This is a genomic window from Flavobacterium sp. N1736 (assembly GCF_025947065.1).
Lineage (GTDB): Bacteria > Bacteroidota > Bacteroidia > Flavobacteriales > Flavobacteriaceae > Flavobacterium.
This window is the reverse complement of the sequence record NZ_CP109994.1, coordinates 2,383,707-2,405,634: the sequence shown is the minus strand read 5'-3', so window position 1 is coordinate 2,405,634 and position 21,928 is coordinate 2,383,707. Positions and strand designations below refer to the sequence as shown.

Below are 21,928 nucleotides of genomic sequence, written 5' to 3'. Positions count from 1 at the left end.
AAATTTACGAAAAAACAAGAAATGTTTAATCTCATGCAATTATTATTGCACGTTATAATCTTCGTATTCTTTTACTCTTTCGCCCATCAGGAACATTTTTTTCTTGAGAAAATGTATAGAAAGCTGAGTATAATTCCAGTCTTCACTATCGGTTACTCTGTACCAAAAAGTATACGAAGCGCTATTAAAACCTTCTTTAAAAATTGGCACACCTTCTTCTGTACATTCAATTCCCCAGTTAATTTTCTTTTTGCTTAAATCGTCATTCTGAATAACTCCCGTTCCGTCAGGATTTAATACTGTACTGGGTGCTTTTTGACCTATTGGCAAATAAGTTCCCGGAACCGGATAATTAAGAGTCGTAGTAATGTAACGCTCTTTATTTTTATAATTGATAGCATCAACCTGAACTTGTGAATGTGATTTTGTGGCAATAAAAAATAATGCAATAAGAAGTACTCTAAAGATTTTCATTGTAGTAGGTTTTACGTTTTTGGGTTATAAAAAAAGTTTTGTGGCAGGAACTTTTTGGCGAATATAGTTCAAATTTCAATAGAAATATAAAACACAAATAAATATGAGATATTTTTTTTAACTTTTTATTTTCAGAACAATTTTATTGAATAAGTATCTGATTTCCTTATCATTTTTGTCAATTCTGCACATTATAAGTTGTCAAAGACTATACAGAATAAAAAAGGGGTATTTTTCCCCTTTAAGAAACAGGAAATACCCTTGTAAGTTCTTTTGAAGCAAATATTAGTTTTACCACATCAAAATTTATAAGCAGAAAAGCAAAATAAGCAGGCATTATTTTAAATATTGAAACTGCTTTTTATATAGTAATGAGTAAGTGTGGAACTAAACTCAAGTTGGTGCAGGCGTTTTGTAAAAAGCGCCGACACCGAATTCAAAACCTGAATGGGCCGTTGCTGCTATTGACTCTATTTTGTTGAGTAGAGTTGCAGGAGATGCATTGTTTAGCAATACAATTGTGGAGAATCAATTTTTTGCGGGTCAAAATACGATCACTTCAGAGCTGTTTGCTTTAAGTACATCAAATGTTGTAACAGGAGCTGCTTCGGCACCAAAAGGTTTTAAAACAAAAATGCCTCAGCTAATAGGGATAGTTGCTGAGGCATTTTTTTTATTTTTTAGATTTTCTCAATCCATTTTCTTGCATTCACAAAAGCTTCATGCCAAGGCGAAACCTCGTCGTTTCTGTCTTTTGGATAATTCGCCCAGTTCCATTGAAAAGTCGAACGCTCAATATGAGGCATCATAACCAAATGTCTTCCGGTTTTATCACACATCATTGCTGTGTTATAATCAGAACCGTTAGGGTTTGCAGGATAACCTTCGTAAGCATATTTAGAAACAATGTTGTAGTTTTCTTCGGCAAGAGGCAAATTGAATTTTCCTTCTCCGTGAGAAACCCAAACTCCTAGAGTACTTCCGGCTAAAGTCGATAACATAACCGAATTATTCTCCTGAACTTTTACAGATGTAAAGATACTTTCGTGTTTCTGGCTTTCGTTATGAAGCATTTTTCCGTGAACTTCATGTTCCGGATTAATCACTTCCAATTCCATAAACAATTGGCAACCGTTGCAAATTCCAACAGATAGAGTATCTTCTCTTTTAAAGAATTTATCCAACGCAGTTTTTGCTTTTTCGTTGTATAAGAAAGCTCCAGCCCAACCTTTGGCAGAACCTAAAACATCTGAATTAGAGAATCCTCCAACTGCACCAATAAACTGAATATCTTCAAGTGTTTCACGACCAGAAATTAAATCTGTCATGTGAACGTCTTTTACATCAAAACCTGCTAAGTACATCGCATTTGCCATTTCACGCTCAGAATTACTTCCTTTTTCACGAATAATAGCTGCTTTTGGTCGTGGTTTCGAAGCATCGATTACCGGTTTTTTTCCTGTAAAATGAGATGGGAAATTATATTGTAAAACTTGATTTTTATAGTTTTCAAAACGTGCCTGAGCTCTTCCGTTTTTAGATTGTTTTTGATCTAGTAGATATGAAGTTTCGAACCAAATATCTCTGTAAGTTGGAATATCTAATTTATAATTTGCAAATTCCAAACTTGGTGTGCTTTGAACTGTACCTAATTTGAAGAACTCGATATTGTTAGATTTTAATTTAGCTTCAACTGCTGCATCAGATTTTGCCTGGAAAACAATTCCGATGTTTTCAGCAAAAAGGATTTTCAATAGATCTTTTTCTGCGAAAGCAGAGAAATCAATTTTAGCTCCAAGATTTACATCAGCAAAACACAATTCTAATAAAGTAGTAATTAAACCACCGCTTCCGATATCGTGACCCGCTAAAATTTGGTTTTCACCGATTAATTCCTGAATCGTATTAAACGCATTTTTGAAGAAAGAAGCGTCTTTAATAGTAGAAGTTTCGTTTCCGATTGTGTTTCTAATTTGTGCAAAAGAAGAACCACCTAATTTGAAATCATCCTGAGACAAATTAATATAATAAATAGAATCTCCGTTTTTCTGTAAAACCGGTTCAACCACTTTTCTAATATCGTTACAGTTTCCTCCAGCCGAAATAATAACCGTTCCCGGCGCTATTACTTCGTCGTTTGGATATTTTTGTTTCATCGAAAGTGAATCTTTTCCTGTCGGAATATTGATTCCCAATTCAATTGCAAAATGGGAACAACCTTCAACGGCAGCGTACAAACGAGCATCTTCACCTTCGTTTTTACAAGCCCACATCCAGTTTGCAGATAATGAAATTCCTTTTAAACCATCTTTAATTGGCGCCCAGATAATATTTGATAACGATTCTGCAATAGCATTTCTGCTTCCCGCAACCGGATCAATCAAAGCAGCAATAGGAGCGTGCCCAATAGAAGTTGCGATTCCTTCTTTTCCTAAATAATCCAGCGCCATAACACCAACATTATTCAAAGGCAATTGCAATGGTCCTGCATTTTGTTGTTTTGCTACTTTTCCACCAACGCAACGGTCAACCTTGTTTGTTAACCAGTCTTTTGAGGCAACAGCTTCTAAACGTAAAACGTCTTGTAAATATTTTTCGAAATCATTTGCTGAATAGGTAACATCAGCATATTTTCTATCGATAGTTTTATCAGTCATAACCGTTTTAGGAGAACTTCCGAAGAAATCTTCTAAAGCATAATCCATCGGTTTTGAACCATTTGATTTTGATTCGAAAGTAAAACGGTGATCTCCCGTTACATCTCCAACCTGATACATTGGCGAACGTTCCCTGTCGGCGATTCTTTGTAAAATATCAATATCTTTTTGACCAATCACCAATCCCATTCTTTCCTGAGATTCGTTACCAATAATTTCTTTTGCAGAAAGTGTTGGATCTCCAACAGGCAATTTATCCAAATCGATTAAACCACCCGTTTCTTCCACCAATTCCGAAAGACAGTTTAAGTGTCCTCCAGCTCCGTGATCGTGAATCGAAACAATTGGATTATTGTCGCTTTCTACTAAACCACGAATGGCATTTGCAGCACGTTTCTGCATTTCAGGATTCGAACGCTGGATCGCATTTAATTCAATTCCTGAACCAAAAGCTCCAGTATCTGCAGATGAAACCGCAGCTCCACCCATCCCGATTCTATAATTTTCTCCACCAAGAATTACGATTTTATCACCTTCTTGTGGTTTCTTTTTAATTGCCTGATCTAATTTTCCGTAACCAATTCCGCCTGCTTGCATGATTACTTTATCGTAACCAATTTTACGGTCGTTTTCCTGATGTTCGAAAGTTAAAACAGAACCTGTAATAAGCGGTTGACCAAATTTATTCCCAAAATCAGAAGCTCCGTTTGAAGCTTTGATCAAAATATCCATTGGAGTTTGGTACAACCATTTTCTTTCTGCAACAGCATTTTCCCATTTTCTGTCATCATTCAAACGAGAATATGAAGTCATGTAAACTGCTGTTCCAGCCAATGGCAAAGAACCTTGTCCTCCCGCTAAACGGTCACGAATTTCTCCTCCTGAACCTGTTGCAGCTCCGTTGAAAGGCTCAACTGTTGTTGGAAAATTGTGTGTTTCTGCTTTTAAAGATAAAACCGAATCAAATTCTTTTATCTCGTAATAATCAGGTTTGTCAGCTGTTTTTGGTGCAAATTGCTGCACTTTTGGTCCTTTTACAAAAGCAACGTTGTCTTTGTAAGCAGATACTATATCGTTAGGATTTTCCTGTGATGTTTTTTTGATTAATTTAAAAAGAGAAGTTTCTTTTTCTTCACCGTCAATTACAAAAGTTCCGTTGAAAATCTTGTGACGACAGTGTTCTGAATTTGCTTGTGAGAAAGCAAAAATCTCAGAATCGGTTAATTTTCTTCCTAGTTTTACAGCAAGATTGTCTAAATAATCAACTTCTTCCTGGCTTAAAGCCAAACCTTCTACTTTATTATATGTGGCAATATCATCGATTTCCAAAATTGGTTCCGGCTGAACATTAATTGTGAAAATCTCCTGATCTAATTGATTGAATTTTTGTGAAAGCATTGGATCAAAATCAGTAAAATCCTCCGCTGCCGGATGAAATTCTTCAATTCTGATAATGCCCGGAATACCCATATTTTGAGTGATTTCTACAGCATTTGTACTCCAAGGTGTGATCATTGTGGCACGTGGACCAACAAAAAAATCCGACAGCGCGGATTTTTCGATCTTATTAGAGTTGGCAAAAAGCCAGTTTAATTTTGAAATGTCTTGAGCCGAAATTTCGTTTTGCGTTTGTACTGCAAAAACAGTTTTGCTTTGGTTTTCAAAGAAATGGATCATTGTGATGTGTAGTTTGTTGTATTGAGGTGCAAATTTAGTGTAAATAAATAGTAAGCGCAAATTTGAAAACAAACTCTTTTAAACTTTTTGTTACAATGATGCAAAGGCGAAAAGCTTTTAGTTAAAGTAATGATTAATCGTAGTGTTTGTCATTTCGACGGAGGAGAAATCACACTAGAAACTCCGCAAACCGGATCGCCAATCTTTGTAGAGCTCCGTGTGTGATCTCTCCTCCGTCGAGATGACAAACTAGACGAAAGTATTCTTATGAAAATAAAAAAAATGCTCGCAAAGCCAACAAGGGACTTCACGAGCAAATTATGCTTCAATTTCTTATATCACTTATATGGTGAAAAAATATTAGTTGATTATGATCTTCTTAATTACAGTTTTTGAATCTGTAATGATTTGAACAACATAAATTCCTTTTGCAAGATGACTTACAGCAACTGCAGCATCTGTAGTATTTTGTTTTTCGAAAACTTTTTGTCCCGTAAACGAAATTATTTCAATAGAATAAGTAGTATCTAAATTGTCAAAACCAACATAGAAGTTACCATCAGAAGGATTTGGATAAATGGTAATTTCATCAGAATCTGAAATTTCTTCATCGATTGGTCTCGCAATTTTACTTGACAGATTATTACAAGTATCTGTTGTGTATGAATCCCATTGCGAGCTTAAATTGAAAGTTGTTGATGGAGAAGTTACAGTCGATTTTCTTCTTAAAGTAACATCTACGGCAAAGTTTGCAGTTCCGCCGCTAAAAGTTCCGATGATATCGATCAAAACACCATTTTTAAATAAACCTACAGCATCATTTCCGTTAAACATTAACTCCGTTCCGCTTGTCGAAATATTAGCAGCACTTGTAGAAAAACAAGTCGAAGAAATAGAACTGTTCACAATCACAAATTTACTTCCTGTCGCTAAAGTTCCGCTCAAAGCTAAACCTGTACTCCATGCACCCGCACCATTGGTTTGTTTTTTAATAGTATAAGCTGATAAACTAACAGAACTTCCGGTGTTGTTTGCAATTTCCAAAGCTTTATTATTTCCTGAACCTTCAATATATTCAGAGAAAAGCAAATCTGTTGCAGATCCGCCAGTTCCGCTGCTGTTTGTAGTTACGGCAATCGTGTTGCTTGACGCAGAAGCATTTCCGGCAGCATCTTTTGCCTTTACATAAATAGAATAACTTGTAGAAGCCGTTAAACCAGTTATCGTTGCTGATAATCCTGAAACAGTTGTTTTTAAAACACTATTTGCATAAACATCATAACCTGTAACACCCACATTATCTGTAGAACCTGTCCAGGCAACGGTAATAGAAGTCGCAGTTTTAGATGTTGAAGCTAAACTTGTTGGAGTTGTTGGTGCCTGAGTATCTCCGGATGGAGCAGTGCCGCCCCAAATTTGATTCACATATTCCGGATGATCGATATATGGATTTCTGTTATGCTGACGTCCGTAAACGGCATTATTTCTTGCAATTTCTCTGGCACTTACCGGATCCTGAGCATTCCAGGCTAAAAGCATATTTAAGAAAGCAGTTGTAAAAACTTTGTTGCTTGAACCGTCGAACATAGCGTATGAATATCCGGCAACAGTATTTTCGTAGCGCGTTGCAAAATAAAAGTACATTCTGGCAATATCACCTTTAAAAGCATTTACAGGTTCAAAAACAGTTCCTGAATATCCGGATACACCACTTGATCCCAATTTACTGCCGTTTTGAGATGTATAAGTTGCAGAACTTACGGTTCCATGTGGATAATTAGAACGCATTCCGTTTACTTTTCCGTCCGTTGGCGTAATAAAATGCGCATCGGCAACCATAGGCGATGCTTCATTAAATACAGATTGCGGAATAATGTGTTCTCTGTTATAACAATCGCCTTCTACAGAATAATTTCCACAGCGTTGTGTAGTTCCCGTTGTATAATTATAAGGATCTGTTCCTGACGGATTTTCAGAATACATGTCTAAAACAGATCCGTCATTTTCATAAAAATTATCTACATCCGACGTTTGGTACGTCGTATATAAACCTGCATATCCATTATCAGTATGACCTTTAATAATGTTGTACAATTGTGTTTTTAATGTATAACCGGTTCCGGTTGCCGTGTTGTAATAACCACTGGGAATCTGGGCAAAACTGACCGTAACTAGTAACAATAATAAGAAAGAGTAGATTTTTTTCATAAAAAATAGTGTAAGGTTTGGTTGAAAATGTTTGTTTTTAAGCTTTTTAATAAATTGATTATTAGAAGCTTAATTTAATAATTGTACCAAATCTACTACTTTTATAAATACGATAAGTTAAGCGATGTTTAAATTAAGAAATATTTTCTTACGGGTATATTTTTACCATGTAAGTTATATAAGTTCATTTTAGAAAGCATGTTGAATAGAGTTTCACTTGACCAATTAATAAAAGCTTAAATTATCTTACATCACTTATATGGTGAAGAGAACTTTGCGTCTTCGCGTCTTGGCGGCAAATCTTATTTTTTAGGAAACGCAGCACTCTGATAAGCGCCCAAATCCGGTGGAGACGTTCTTGTAACTCCAAGAATATCTAACGGAATTATATACGCCTGATTTCCTTTCGCGAAAGCGGAAGATGTATTATCGATATTGAATTTATTTAGATTGACATTATAAAACTTAGGATTTTCGTTTAGAATAATCTGATTATAATGTTCCGTATCTGTTTTAAACTGATAATCGGCATTTGTTGATGAACTGCTAAATTTTAATAAACAATTGTTTAATTGATATACAAATGCAGCATTTGCGTTTTTATTCAAATTAAATTCGTTGGTATTTGAACCATAAATAATGCAATTGTTGAAAGTTGCCTGAGTTAACGAATTTGTTTCCGGAGTTTCGCCCGCCAAACTGTTGCTTAAATTAACCGCAAATTGCGAACTGCTTTGCCAATTGTTGTAAAAAGTACAATGTGTAAAACTATAATTTCCGCCATAAACACAAGATAAACTTGCTAAACCAGAATAATTTATCACAATATTTTCGCCAACAATATGAGCGTTTTGAGCTAAAATTCCATATTCGGCACAATTGTAAATTTGTGTATTTTTAATTTGAAAAGTCGTTGCGTCCTGATTTTGAACCGATAAACCAATCGTTGCATTTTTTAAAGTTAAATGATTGATCGAATGGTTTGTACTTCCATTTGCCAGAATTATTGAACTCCATTGTCCGGGAACATCCGCATATTCAGGTTCTAAACGATCGCCTTCAAAAACAACTTCGTTTTCCAGTTTTTCGGTTGTCGAAACAGTTCCGTTAATTTGAAGAGAAGCTTTATTCGCTACAAAAAGTCCTGAATTGGCATGAAAATAAACCCTTGCACCGGCTTCAAAAGTTACCGTTTTATTTTCGGGAACACCTGCAAATCCATAAATAACATACGGTTTCTGCTTATTGAAAATCAATTCATTTCCGTTTACCGCGTCATTTTCATCCAAATAAAAACCATCAACCGATTTTCCGTCAATTTCAATTTTTTCCTTACTTCCGTCAGGATTTTGTTTGGGATAAAGAAAAACAGCATCCTGAATTAAAGTCACCAAAGCCACTTCCTGAAGATTTGCGCCGCCATCAAACTGAATTTCATCGGTATACAAAAAATCTGTTGGGTTTGCATCTGTAATATCAGCCGTAGTTTCTATAAAAATATACAAACTATCTTTGGCTAAAAGCGTAATATCCTTGAAGATTTTACCGTTATTTCCGTTCATTCCGTCAACCGTCATTCTGTATTTAGAATTCAGTCCTTTTTTAAGCTGAATCGTCGGAATCGAAATATCGTCTTTACTTTTATTGTACACTTTAAGTTGATACGTACTCGAACCAATGTTTTTAAAAACAGTATCTAAATAAACAGTATCTTTTGAAAACTTTAAATCTCCGGAACTTGCAACCGTATCAAAATCAGTTCGGCAAGAACTGGCAGTTAAAAGTATTCCGAAAATGAAAAATATAAAGTATTGACGCATTTGAATTGTTTTAATTTTTTTTGCCACAGATTAAAGGATTAAAATGATTTTTGCGCAATGCTAAAAAATAATCTGTGTTAATCTGTGAAATCTGTGGCAAAAAATAAATTTTCAGATACAAATTAAAAGGATTAAAAATGATTTTTTGCGCAATGCTAAAAAAATAATCTGTGCTAATCTGTGACCCGAGTGACAGCGAACGGGCAAAGCAAATCTGGGCAAATATTTTTTTATCGTTTTGTAAAAATAACAAAAAACTTACATGTTTGAAGATGATTTTAAATAATAGAATTGTATTTTATAATTTGTATCTCATCTTTTCTTTAATTTTACGATTCTAAAGTCCATTTTAATGAATTATACAAAAGAGCAAATCTTAGAGCGTTGCAATCAGTTTTCTAAAAACACCTTGATGGAAACGCTAAAAATAGAATATGTTGATGCAGGCGAAGATTTTTTAGTAGCCAAAATGCCTGTAAATCCAAGTGTTCATCAACCAATGGGACTTTTACACGGCGGTGCTTCGGTTGCTTTGGCAGAAAGTGTTGGCAGTGCGGCATCATTCTTTTTTATCAATCCAAAAGAACAGGAAGTACGCGGAATTGAAATTTCTGCAAATCATCTAAAAAGCATTCGCGAAGGCTGGGTTTTTGGCACCGCTCGGATTATACATAAGGGAAGAAGCCTTCATCTTTGGGAAATTAAAATTACGGATGAAGCCGGAAATCTGATTTCACTTTGCAAGCTCACGAATATGGTTTTAGATAAAAAAGCAATTTAATTATGAACGACTTTTTCTCAACCATACGAAAACATCAGGAGCAAAAATTACCATTTGTAATTTATTCGAAACCAAACTCGTCGGTTATTTTTGCTTTTTTACAGCAAGACGATATTTTGTATACAGTTACAGATTATAGCGAAAAAGGCTTTGTTTTTGCTTCTTTTGATGAAAAACAACTGATTTTAATTCCTGAAAAAGAATCAAAAATAATAAGCACGGAGCAAAGACAAATTAATTTCGATTTTATTGAAATTGAGGATGCAAACGTTGATTATGAAATTAAAAATCAATACGAAGATCTTGTAGAAAGAGGAATTGATGCGATTAAAAAAGAGGAATTCAAAAAAGTAGTTTTGTCCAGAAACGAAAAAGTTGATTTAACTGATTTTGATTTTGTCATTACTTTTCAGCGTTTGATTCATTTGTATCCAACTACTTTTTCCTATTGTTTTTTTCATCCCGAAATTGGACTTTGGATAGGAGCAACGCCGGAACAATTGCTTAAAGCAAACGGAAATGTTTTTGAAACTACCGCTTTGGCCGGAACTCAAAAAGCAAATTCGGAAGAAGAAATTCTCTGGCAGCAAAAAGAAAAAGACGAACAGCAATATGTTACTGATTTTATTGTAAAAAGACTGCGCGAAGTGGCTTCTTCGGTTGTTGTTACAGAGCCATATAGTATAAAAGCCGGATCGATCTGGCATATTAAAACCGATATTTCGGGTGTTTTAAATGACAATTCAACTCTTGAAGAAGTTATCGATACATTGCATCCAACACCTGCCGTTTGTGGCTTGCCAAAGAAAAAAGCAAAAGCGTTTATCATTGAAAACGAAAATTACGACCGAACCTTTTACACTGGTTTTCTGGGCGAATTAAACAGCAGTTTTGCGCATAAAACCGTAAGTTCTGATTTATTCGTAAATTTGCGCAGCATGCAAATTCAGGAAAAAAGCGCCGTTTTATACATGGGCTGCGGTATTACCAAAGAAAGTATTCCCGAAAATGAGTGGGAGGAAAGCGTGAACAAATCAATGACAATGAAACGAGTTTTGAATATAAAAAAGAATAGTAGTTGTTAAAAAAGTTTCAAGTTTCAGGTTTCAAGTTGACATCCAGAACGTGAAACTTGAAACAAAGAAAACTTGAAACAAAAAAACAAATTTTTAAGAAATGAAATTAGATATATTAGCCTTTGGCGCACACCCGGATGATGTAGAATTAGGTTGCGCAGGAACAATTTTGAAAGAAGTATCTTTAGGAAAAAAAGTAGGAATCGTTGATTTAACGCGTGGTGAATTAGGAACGCGCGGAACTGCAGAAACCAGAGATGAAGAAGCAAAAGCAGCAGCAAAAATATTAGGCGTTTTAGTACGTGAAAATTTAGAATTACGTGATGGTTTTTTTATAAATGACGAAAAACATCAGCTAGAAGTCATTAAAATGATTCGTAAATATAAACCTGAAATTGTATTATGCAACGCAGTCGACGATCGACATATCGATCACGGAAAAGGAAGTAAATTAGTTTCTGACGCTTGTTTTTTATCCGGATTAATTAAAATAGAAACTTCGGTTGATGGCGAAAAACAAGAAGCCTGGAGACCAAAAGTAATTTATCATTATATACAATGGAAAAATCTGGAACCTGATTTTGTAGTTGATATTACAGGTTTTGAACAAAAAAAGATAGAAGCCGTTATGGCATATAAAACCCAGTTTTATGACCCAAATTCAAAAGAACCTACAACGCCTATTACCAGTAAAAACTTTATGGAAAGCTTAAATTACCGCGCACAAGACTTAGGAAGGCTTGTTAACAAAGATTTTGCCGAAGGTTTTACTGTAGAAAGATGTTTGGCTGTCAATAGCTTAGGAGATTTGATGTAAAAAGATCAATATTTTTTCAATTTTTTATTTGCGGAAGTAAACATTAGTTGTATATTTGCAACCGCTAAGCAAAATGGTGGTTGTAGCTCAGCTGGTTAGAGTAGCGGTTTGTGGTGCCGCGGGTCGCCGGTTCGAACCCGGTCAGCCACCCAGAAATTTAAAGCCTTGAAGAAATTCAAGGCTTTTTTTGTGCAGTTAATTTTTTTTAGAAATGTCATTGCGAGGAACGAAGCAACCACACTAACAAAAAACACAAAGTTTGATTCAGCAAGTGAGGTTGCTTCGTTCCTCGCAATGACAAAAAAACAAATAAAAAAAGCACAACATTTAAGTTATGCTTTAGTGGGTTATTATATTTGGTTTGTTGTATTATCGAATCTCCTCAAAAGTAGTTCCTTGTTTAATATCTCCGGTTTTAAAACCTTTTTTAAACCAGTACATTCTTTGTTCTGATGTTCCGTGTGTAAATGAATCCGGAACAACCTGATTACTCATTTTGCTTTGAATGGCGTCGTCTCCAACAGCATTTGCAGCACTTAAAGCTTCGTCGATATCACCAGCTTCTATATATTGCTGATTATCATGAGCCCATACTCCGGCATAAAAATCGGCCTGTAGTTCTAAAGCTACCGAAAGTTTATTGGCTTCTGTCTCACTTTTTCCTTCTTGTTCCTGATGCATTTTGGCAGATGTTCCAAGCAAAGTTTGTACGTGATGCCCAATTTCATGCGCTATAACGTATGCAATAGCAAAGTCGCCGCCTTTGGCACCAAATTTTGTTTTAAGTTCTTCAAAGAAATCTAAATCCATATATACTTTTTGATCTCCCGGGCAGTAAAATGGTCCTGATGCAGAAGATGCTCCTCCACAAGCCGTTTGAACAGAACCTTTAAAAAGCACCAATTTTGGCTTTTTATAAGTCATTCCATGTTCTGTAAAAATCTTGTCCCAGGTATCTTCTGTTTTAGCTACAACAGTTTTTACAAAGTGACCCATTTCTTCATCTTCTTTACTTAACGGAGCTGCGGCTTCAGTTTGTTGTTGTCCACCTTGCATTTGTTCTAATACATTTCCGACAGTCTGGCCGGTTTCACCACCAAAAACATTTAGTAACAAAATAATTATACCAATGACTCCGCCTCCAAGGGCTACTTTTCCACCAGAAACACCTCTTCTGTCTTCAACATTGTCACTTTCTCTTGTTCCTCTCCATTTCATATTTTATTGTATTAAAAGTTATTATAAATTTTGATGTACGAATTTATATATTTTTTTGTAAAATATGTTGTATTAATAGTATTTACTTTTATTATTTTATCCACTTCGATAAAGCTTCCTCAACAGTTCCGCGAATGATTGGTTTTGAGATATAATCATTCATTCCCGCCGATATACATTTGTTTCGCTCATCTTTTTCAGCGCCCGCCGTAACAGCAATTATCGGAATATTTTTGCCTCTTAATGTACTTCTAATGGCTTTTGTGGCTTCATAACCGTTCATAATTGGCATTTGAATATCCATAAAAACCAAATCAGGATTGATGTTTTCGATTTGATTTACAGCTTCATAACCATTTTCACATTCAAAAATAATAGTGTTTAGGTTCAGGTTTTTTACAATAGTTTTTAATAGAAGCATGTTTACTTTATTATCTTCTACAATTAAAATGTTTAATTTTTTTTGATTCGAATAATAACTTAATGCATACTCAGGATTACTGTTTCTTAAAATATCCTTATACTTTTCATTGATACTTTTATGGCTGATATTCAAATTTAAATCAAAATAAAAAGTACTTCCCTGATTAATTTTACTGTCAAGCTGCAAACGGCTTTCCATTAAAGCCAGCAGCTGATTCGAAATGGTAAGCCCTAAACCGGTGCCTCCAAATTTTCGCGTTGTAGAACTATCTTCTTGCGAAAAAGCCTTAAATATTTTTTTCTGATTTTGTTCTAATATTCCAATTCCCGTATCTACAACTGCAAAACGAAGCATGTAATTTTCTTCCGATTTTTTTTCGAGTACAGAAACATTCAGCTTTATAGAACCTTCATTGGTGAATTTTATGGCGTTTGATAAAAGATTGATCAAAATTTGTTTCAATCGCACAATATCTGTCCAGATATATTTAGGAACATTTGGATCGACATTTAATTCAAGATCAAGATTTTTTTGGTTTGATTCAAAAATAATCAGATCAAATATTTGTCCCAGTATTTTTTGAATGTCATACAAATCAATAAAAAGCTCCAGTTTTCCGGCTTCAATTTTAGAAAAATCCAAAATATCATTGATGATCTCAAGTAAAGAATGTGCCGATTGATTTATGGTTGTCATGTATTTTTCCTGAATTTCTTCAAGATTTGTTTTCATGAGCAAATGCGTAAAACCAATAATTCCGTTTAACGGAGTTCGAATTTCGTGCGACATATTAGCCAGGAAATCCGATTTAGATTTATTCGCTGCTTCTGCTAATTCTTTGGCTTTTATCGCATCTTCACTTTCCTTGATTTTTGCCTGATTTCTATTTCGGTCTAAAGCCGATGAAATGTTATTGGCGAGCGTTTGAAAAATATAAATTTCATCATCAGACCATTTTCTTTCTCTCGTACAATCATCAAAACCTATAAATCCTGAAAAAATATTATTGGCGTACAAAGGCAAAATCAAAATTGATTTAATATCATTTGAGACCAATAAATTTTTAAAAAAAGTGTTTTCCAGATTTCGCGTTAATGTGCTTAAAACCTTTTTGTTTTGAGAATGCCAAATGATTTCTTTTAAATTTTCTTCTGTAAAGTGCTGTAATTTAGTTATTTGTTTTTCGATTCCCTCTCTTGTCCATTTGTATTTCTGGCTGATCGTATTGGTTTCAAAATCTTTTTCGTAGTAAAAAATATGATCAACTTTTGATGCTTTTCCGATAATTTCATACGTTTCCTGAAACATTTTCTGCGGACTTTTGCTCAATAAAAACTTTTCGGTACAAAGCGCCAATGCCGATAATAATTCACTTTTCAGTTCCAGTTTTTTCTCGGCTTTAAGCCTCATTTGCGATGAAATTGCCAATGAAATCACATCTGAAATTGTTCGGGCATAATTTATATCCTCGTTATCCCATTCTCTTTTTTCTTCGGTACTTTCAAAACACGCAACCCCTGCCAATTGTCCGTTTAGAAAAATAGGAACATCCAGCATTGATTTTATTTTGTTTTTGATAAAATATACTTGCTGAAATTCTGATGTTTCCAGTTTATTAAATACATCCGAAGCGTTGATAATCGCTTTGTTTTTTAGCGTTTCAAAGTAAATTGGATACGATTCTTTATCCAGAATATTTTTATCATTCAGGCTTTGATTATCGCGGCTAAATAAGTTTCGGCATGTAATAGTATCATTAGAATATTTCCAGAAACTTACCCGGTTTGTTCTAGAAACTGTTGCGGCTTCCTGAATAATATAATCGATTACGGTTTGTAAATCACTGTAACCACGAAAATCTGTTGTCGATAATTTTTTTGTCGAATTGTTGTACGATTCGATTTTCTCGAGGCGTCTTTTCTTCTCATTTTCGATATTTTTTATCTCCGTAATATCTCTTGCAATACCCGCATAACCAGTCGTTTCGCCCAAATCATTTTTACGAATAATAACCTTTTGCGAAATCCATAATTCTTCGCCGGTTTTCTTTATAACCGGAATTTCAATGGTAGGATAATTAAGTTCATTTTGCTCTAAATTCTCATAAAAATCAACCGCATTTTTGATGTAATCTTCATGAATAAAATTAGAATAATGATGCGAAATAACTTCTCCTTCAGAATAACCAAGAATCGAATACCCAAACTCGTTTATAAAAGTAAAATAACCATCAACATTTATTTCAAAAATAATATCAGTTGCCGTCTGAATCAGATTTTTATATTGATCCTGAACAATGATTTGCTCCGTAACGTCCTGACCAATACTGATTATTAAATCATTCGAAAACTTTTTATCTTTCCATTGAATGTATTTGAATTCGCCGTTTTTACTCTTTAATTTTCGAATATATAATTTATTGTCTATATATGTTTTATGATAATTTTCTCTGATAAATTCCGGATCTTCTGTTAATTTCCAAAACTCCATTGCCATAACTTCATCCGGCGAATATCCCAAAATGGTGGTGATGGTTTCGCTGCTAAATAATACTTCGCCTTTTCTGTTTGTGGCAATAGTTAATGAATTTCCTTTATGAACAATTTCGTTTGTAAACCTGAAATTATCACGATTGTTTAATAAAACAGCATAATTTACATGATTGATGATAAAAACAATAATGCAGAAATTGATCAATAAAATAGAAGATTTTATTGGAACTAAATGGAATACGACGGTTATAAGTAAATACAAAAATACAGCTCCAACAAAAAACCAGTATACTTTTATGGGTTTTAAAATGCTGTAAGAGAAGAAAAACGAGAGTAAAAAAGTAATAATCGGGATAACATCATTTGGCAGAAATATAATGTTACGGGCAACATAAGAGAAATAAATGAAGAAAAAGAAAATGAAAATTTTCTGGGTCCGATCGCGTAAGAATTTAATTCTATCTGTAATCAAATAAAGCAGTAAAACAGAAATACCAATAACTACATTAAAAAATAATAAACTTCTTGGCCGAATTTTAAATATTTCATTGATAATTTCGATAACAATGATTGCAATACCAAAAAACAAAGCATACAATTGATATTCCCGATGGGCGGTTTCGCTTTCCAGTTTTTTCTCGATGAAATAACCAATTTTTGCTTTAATTCTAAAAAACTGATAAATCAATAAACTTACAAAACCAAATAATGATAATCCTAGAATAATAAGTTTAGGATTGTTATAGAATATAATATCTGATTGAAATATAAACCAATTTGAAACGATCGATTTTAAGGCATCACCAAAATTGGCGACGCCTAAAATCGATGGCTTATAAAAACTATAGTTTTCTACCATAGTATTTTGGGGTATGTTTGGTTTAGTTATAGCATTTTAGAATTTTCTAAAAAGAGTAGGTCAGGCTCTTTTTTTTACAGAATCTTCTGTTTTATTCTGAATCAGATCCGATAGAATCGATTGAGTCGTCTTCGTCAATATTTAATATAGCACTATATATAGCGTATTTTACAGAATATGTAATAGGAATTGTAAATACAATACCAATACAACAGCCAATAAAACCAATAGCAGAACCAACGCCGGCTACAAAAAGCAATAAGATTATAACAAATGGTTGTTTGCTAACTAAAATTATGCTTGATTTTATAGCGTCAATAGCGTTTAAATTTCCAAAAATGATAAGCGGTATTGTTAAACATGTAAATACATTTATTAGAAGAGCAATAATAGTATCTACCAAAATGATCCCAACTAAGTTGAAAGCAACTGAAATTAAACCACTTGTTAATGAAATTAGCAGCGCAGCAATAAAAAGCTGTCCGAAATAACGTGAAGTATAATAGCTGAAAATGGTAGAAACATTAAACTCTTCGTCTCTGTCAGCAGAATATGCCATTTTTAAAAATCCCGCGGTAAACGGACTAAAAATTGCGGCTATAAAGGCAAGAGCCAAGCTGTAAATAGCTAATACGGAACTTGTTGTTTGCTCGTTTTGAAGACTTTTTATGAAATCTTCGTTAAAATATTGGATGCCAAATATCGCAGCAAAAATACCGCCACCAAGAAAAATCGCTAAAATTGAAAATACCAATAGTATTAATCCGGCGTAAAGCGCAATTTTTTTGTAGTTTTCAAAAGCATGGTTAAAAACATTAGAAAAGTCTAAGGAATAGCCATTAATTTTAATGTCCTCAATTTGATCAAGTGTAGATTTCATTTTTTTAGTAGAATTGTTTTATATTCTGTGGTATTTAATTATTATTTAATCGTAAATATAATATTTTTAATTAAATCCTTATAAAAATCTACAAAACATTACGAAATTGTCTCAGTATTTATATCCAGTCTAATAAGCGCTTAATAGAAGCCAATTTATCTTTGTAAGGCGCGTAACGCATGGGCAAATCGATCCAATTGCCTTTTTTGACAATTCCTTTATGATGCGAAAAAATATCAAAACTCAACTTACCGTGATAAGCACCAATTCCGCTATGTCCAACTCCGCCAAAAGGCAGTCTTTTATTAGAAAAATGCACAATCGTGTCATTAATGCAACCGCCTCCAAAAGAGTAAGTTGCGATTAATTTTTTGGCAAATGATTTATTATCGCTAAAAATATAAAATGCAAGAGGTTTCTCATATCGGCTCACGACATTTTTAATATCGGTTTCTGTTTCATAAGTAAGAATTGGTAAAATAGGACCGAAGATTTCTTCTTTCATAACCAGACTATCCAAACTTGGTTCTTCAAGAAGTGTTGGAGCAATATAAAATTTGTTGGCATCTGTTTCTCCTCCAAAAATTATTTTTTCAGATTCAAGCATATTTGCTAGCCTTAACCAGTTTTTAGTATTTATGATTCGGGCAAAATCCGGCGATTTTTCCATCTTTTTTCCATACGCTTTTGTCATTTCTTCCATCATGAAAGTGATGAAATTGATTTTCATATTTTTCTGAATCAAAATATAATCCGGTGCAATGCAGGTTTGACCGGCATTTATAAATTTCCCCCAGACAATGCGTTTTGCGGCTAATTTTAAATCGGCAGTTTCGTCAATAATACAAGGGTTTTTTCCGCCTAATTCGAGCGTAACCGGTGTTAAGTTTTCAGCAGCAGCTTTGGCGATGATTTTTCCAACGGCGGCACTTCCTGTAAAGAAAATATAATCCCAGCGTTTTGCCAACAAATTATTTGAAACCTCGACTCCGCCTTCTACAACTTCAACATGTTTGATGTGAAAGGTTTTTTCAATAATTTTAGAAATTATGGCAGATGTATGGGGTGTAAGTTCAGAAGGTTTTAAAACCACTCTGTTTCCCGCTGCAACTGCAGAAATTAACGGACACAAAGCAAGCTGAAAAGGATAATTCCACGGAGCAATTACCAAAACTTTTCCGTAAGGTTCTTTGTAAATATAATCGCTGGAAGGAAAGTTGAGAAGGGAAGGAAAAACGCGTCTTGGTTTTGCCCATTTATAAATGTTTTTGATCGTGTCTTTTAGTTCCGAAATAACATAGTTTGTCTCGGTAAGTACAGCTTCAAATTCAGGCTTTTTAAAATCATCATATAACGCTTTTACAATTAAATCTTCGCTTTTTTGAATGTTATATAATAATTTTTTCAGCGTTTCTTTTCGGTATCCGATATCATTTTTATAGTCCATTTTGCGATCAGCTTGTTTTTTTGTCTCTGCAAGTTAATCGATAAAATTTAAAAAAATAAGAAAATAATCATAAAATCATAAAGCATTCCAAATGGTTTCGTCCGGAGTTGGTGCAATAATCGTAATATTTTCTTTAGACACAGGATGTATAAAAACTAATTTTCTGGCATGAAGATGAATTCCGCCATCGGGATTACTTCTGTCAAAACCATATTTTAAATCCCCTTTTATAGGAGAACCAATTGCCGATAACTGCGCACGAATTTGGTGATGACGCCCTGTATGCAAATTGATTTCAAGCGCCACATAATTTTGAAGTTCTTTAAAAACAGTATAATCCAAACTGGCAATTTTACTATCCGGAACCTCTTTTAAATGTGCTTTTGAAGTATTATTTTTTTCGTTTCTTTTAAGATAATGAACCAATTTGGCAGTTGTTTCCTGAGGTTTATTCTTGACAACTGCCCAATAGGTTTTTTGCGTTTCGCGATTACTGAACAATTCATTCATTCGCGTTAAAGCTTTACTTGTTCTGGCAAAAACCACGATTCCGGTTGTAGGTCGGTCCAAACGATGAATTACACCCAAAAAAACGTCGCCAGGTTTATTGTATTTGTCTTTAATGTATTCTTTTACAACATCAGATAAAGGTTTATCACCCGTTTTATCACCCTGCACAATATCGCCTACACGCTTATTAACCACAATAATATGATTGTCTTCGTGTAATATTTGAAGATTATTTTTATCTGAGATAATTTTCATTTTAGACTGGCTGGGGATTTGAAATTTTAGATTTCTGATTTGAGATTGAAAGAAATTTGGCTAAAGCCATTATCGTGATATTAAAATATTCCTCCGGCTAAAGCAGGAGGCTAGTCAATTTTAAAACCTTAGAACCTTTGTTACTTTGCATCTTTGAACCTTAGTAACTTAAAAAATTAATACTGTTCATTAGAATTAGGAAAATCACTAGACTTTACATCTGCAGCATATTGACCAATTGCTTTTGTCATTTCTTCGTATAAATTTAAGTAACGACGTAAAAAACGCGGACTAAATTCGTTGTTCATTCCTAACATGTCGTGAATAACTAAAACTTGTCCGTCAACGCCGCCGCCGGCACCAATTCCTATAACCGGAATCGAAATACTTTTCGCTACTTTTTCTGCTAAATCTGCGGGGATTTTTTCAAGAACAATACCAAAACAGCCAATTTTTTCCAGCAATTTAGCATCTTCAATTAATTTTTCTGCTTCTTCTTCCTCTTTTGCGCGAACGCTGTAAGTTCCAAATTTATAGATCGATTGTGGCGTTAAACCCAAGTGACCCATAACCGGAATTCCTGCGTTTAATATTTTTTTGATAGATTCTTTAATTTCTTTTCCGCCTTCCAGTTTTACCGCATGTCCGCCGCTTTCTTTCATGATTCTGATCGCAGAACGCAAAGCTTCTTTAGGATCTGACTGGTAACTTCCAAAAGGTAAATCAACTACAACCAAAGCTCTTTCGATAGCACGAACTACAGATGAAGCATGGTAAATCATTTGGTCTAAAGTAATTGGCAAAGTCGTTTCGTGTCCCGCCATAACATTTGAAGCTGAATCTCCAACCAAAATCACGTCGACTCCGGCAGTATCAACAATCTTCGCCATTGTATAATCGTAAGCCGTAAGCATTGAGATTTTCTCTCCGTTGCTTTTCATTTCGATTAACGACTTTGTAGTGATTCTTTTATAATCTTTTTTTGCTACTGACATTTTGTTTTTTATTTTTTTTGAAGATGTAAAAGTATTGAATAATTATAGATTGAAATCAGCAATAGAAGATTATTTCAACAAAAAGGAGCTTTCCGTCTTTGAATTCTATTCTAAACTCGCTGTCTTCTAATTGTAGAGAATAGGAATGTGGTGCTTTTATAGAAGCTGATATATAGGTGCCGTATTTTTCGATAAATGCTTTTTCAGATAATGAACTGTCTAAAACCGAATTAGCATTTAAAATAAGTTTGTTGTTTTCATTAATGAAAACCTTAATGATTTCAACATTATTTTGTTTTTCATCTACAGAAGCTTCAAGATCTGGATAATAATAAAATAAATCGCTTAAATACAGGCCGCATTCATCGCTAATAGATGCCTTTTTTATAGGATTTCCAAAGGTTTTTACTAAATCTTTTTGAGTAAGAAACAAAGATTTTGTTTTTATACCTTTCAAAACAAACTCGGCTTTTTTAGAAAAAGCAACAATTTCTTCCGGTTTTTTATGTTTGGCTAATCCTTTGGCAATAGCCATATTCATTTCAGTATCAGCAATTAATTTAGGATCGTTTAATTGTTTTACAACCTCATAATATCTTTGATAAGCCGGAGCTAATTTTGAGTTTTCGCTATTCCACGCCAGTTCTACAATTCTTTCGGCAACAGTTTTTCTGTCTGCAATTGCATCGGGACTTAATTTATCAAATTCTTTTAATAAAGCATCAAAATCAGGTCTTTTACCAATGAATTTTCTCAGCGTATATTTGGCATATTCGGCGTCAAAATTACCATTTATATTGACCCATTCGTCTTGATTTTTAGGAAGATAATTTACCGCAACCGGATCTCCTGTAAACAAAATTTCTTTAATTTTTGAGTTTTTATCCGGCAATGCTCTTGCTTTTAAACCAGCAGCTAAAACAAAAAGATGATTTCCGCCATAATAATTATCACCGCCTGCCAAAATGGGATTTTCTTTATCTGCAACTTTAATGTCGGCAGCATTTAATCGTGTTGCAACAAACTTTTCGGGAATATAACCTTCTGATAAATTATCGGCTTTTACTTTATACCAGCCATTTTTGCTTTCAGATAATAACTGAACTTCGGCACCATATTTAAAATATCCTAAAAATTCAGCAGAAGTATTTGTCGAAGTATACAATCGCGTATCTGAATTAAGGAAATAACGTTCTTGTGAATGTAATAAAACAGAGCAGAATAAAATTGCTATAAGAAAGTAGTGTTTTTTCATCAAGTATTTTTTGGAAGAGATTTTTTTGCCACAGATTAAAAGATTTAAAAAGATTTTTAATTGCGCTATGTTGAAATTTTTAT

Annotated in this window: 14 protein-coding genes and 1 tRNA gene; 4 read left to right on the top strand and 11 right to left on the bottom strand. The window is 34.0% G+C overall.

Translation table 11 applies throughout. From position 1 onward, the window contains the following. Positions 1–42 precede the first annotated feature (42 nt). The 4 genes from OLM54_RS10025 to OLM54_RS10010 form a co-directional block, all read right to left on the bottom strand. Positions 43–474: a hypothetical protein gene (locus tag OLM54_RS10025; protein WP_264538443.1), complete on the bottom strand. Its 432-nt coding sequence runs from the start codon at positions 472–474 to the stop codon at positions 43–45. A 680-nt stretch (positions 475–1,154) separates the two neighbouring features. Then, positions 1,155–4,808, bottom strand: coding sequence for a phosphoribosylformylglycinamidine synthase (purL, locus tag OLM54_RS10020; RefSeq protein WP_264538442.1), 3,654 nt, complete (start codon positions 4,806–4,808; stop codon positions 1,155–1,157). 360 nt (positions 4,809–5,168) lie between these two features. Next, positions 5,169–7,016, bottom strand: coding sequence for an endonuclease (locus tag OLM54_RS10015; RefSeq protein ID WP_264538441.1), 1,848 nt, complete (start codon positions 7,014–7,016; stop codon positions 5,169–5,171). 302 nt (positions 7,017–7,318) lie between these two features. Beyond that, a complete protein-coding gene (locus OLM54_RS10010) occupies positions 7,319–8,836 on the bottom strand; it encodes a DUF5123 domain-containing protein (RefSeq protein WP_264538556.1) in 1,518 nt (505 codons plus the stop codon). Between the two features lie 352 nt (positions 8,837–9,188). Here OLM54_RS10010 and OLM54_RS10005 point away from each other — a divergent pair, with 352 nt between their 5' ends. From OLM54_RS10005 to OLM54_RS09990, 4 genes are all read left to right on the top strand, one after another. Beyond that, on the top strand, positions 9,189–9,617 hold the full coding sequence (locus OLM54_RS10005) for a PaaI family thioesterase (RefSeq protein ID WP_264538440.1): 429 nt from the start codon (positions 9,189–9,191) through the stop codon (positions 9,615–9,617). A gap of 2 nt (positions 9,618–9,619) precedes the next feature. Further along, complete coding sequence (locus OLM54_RS10000; protein ID WP_264538439.1) at positions 9,620–10,702, top strand: chorismate-binding protein; 1,083 nt, start codon at positions 9,620–9,622, stop codon at positions 10,700–10,702. A gap of 91 nt (positions 10,703–10,793) precedes the next feature. Next, the gene (bshB1, locus tag OLM54_RS09995; RefSeq protein ID WP_264538438.1) at positions 10,794–11,510 is read left to right on the top strand and encodes a bacillithiol biosynthesis deacetylase BshB1; all 717 of its coding nucleotides are present in this window, start codon (positions 10,794–10,796) and stop codon (positions 11,508–11,510) included. Between the two features lie 76 nt (positions 11,511–11,586). After that, a tRNA-His gene (locus OLM54_RS09990) sits at positions 11,587–11,660 on the top strand. Positions 11,661–11,879: 219 nt separating this feature from the next. Here OLM54_RS09990 and OLM54_RS09985 read toward each other — a convergent pair. The 7 genes from OLM54_RS09985 to OLM54_RS09955 all read right to left on the bottom strand — a co-directional run bounded on the left by OLM54_RS09985 (position 11,880) and on the right by OLM54_RS09955 (position 21,845). Next, positions 11,880–12,728, bottom strand: coding sequence for a neutral zinc metallopeptidase (locus tag OLM54_RS09985; RefSeq protein WP_264538437.1), 849 nt, complete (start codon positions 12,726–12,728; stop codon positions 11,880–11,882). Between the two features lie 91 nt (positions 12,729–12,819). Beyond that, positions 12,820–16,503 carry a response regulator gene (locus OLM54_RS09980; RefSeq protein ID WP_264538436.1) on the bottom strand — a complete coding sequence of 1,228 codons (3,684 nt, stop codon included), beginning with the start codon at positions 16,501–16,503 and terminating at the stop codon, positions 12,820–12,822. 91 nt (positions 16,504–16,594) lie between these two features. Further along, positions 16,595–17,383, bottom strand: coding sequence for a hypothetical protein (locus OLM54_RS09975; RefSeq protein WP_264538435.1), 789 nt, complete (start codon positions 17,381–17,383; stop codon positions 16,595–16,597). Positions 17,384–17,501: 118 nt separating this feature from the next. Next, positions 17,502–18,830 carry an aldehyde dehydrogenase gene (locus OLM54_RS09970; protein WP_264538434.1) on the bottom strand — a complete coding sequence of 443 codons (1,329 nt, stop codon included), beginning with the start codon at positions 18,828–18,830 and terminating at the stop codon, positions 17,502–17,504. A 75-nt stretch (positions 18,831–18,905) separates the two neighbouring features. After that, the gene (locus tag OLM54_RS09965) at positions 18,906–19,595 is read right to left on the bottom strand and encodes an RluA family pseudouridine synthase (protein WP_264538433.1); all 690 of its coding nucleotides are present in this window, start codon (positions 19,593–19,595) and stop codon (positions 18,906–18,908) included. Between the two features lie 176 nt (positions 19,596–19,771). Further along, positions 19,772–20,590 carry a 3-methyl-2-oxobutanoate hydroxymethyltransferase gene (panB, locus tag OLM54_RS09960; RefSeq protein WP_264538432.1) on the bottom strand — a complete coding sequence of 273 codons (819 nt, stop codon included), beginning with the start codon at positions 20,588–20,590 and terminating at the stop codon, positions 19,772–19,774. Between the two features lie 55 nt (positions 20,591–20,645). Continuing rightward, entirely contained in the window at positions 20,646–21,845 is a 1,200-nt protein-coding gene (locus OLM54_RS09955; RefSeq protein ID WP_264538431.1) for an SH3 domain-containing protein, read from the bottom strand. Between the last annotated feature and the right edge of the window lie 83 nt (positions 21,846–21,928).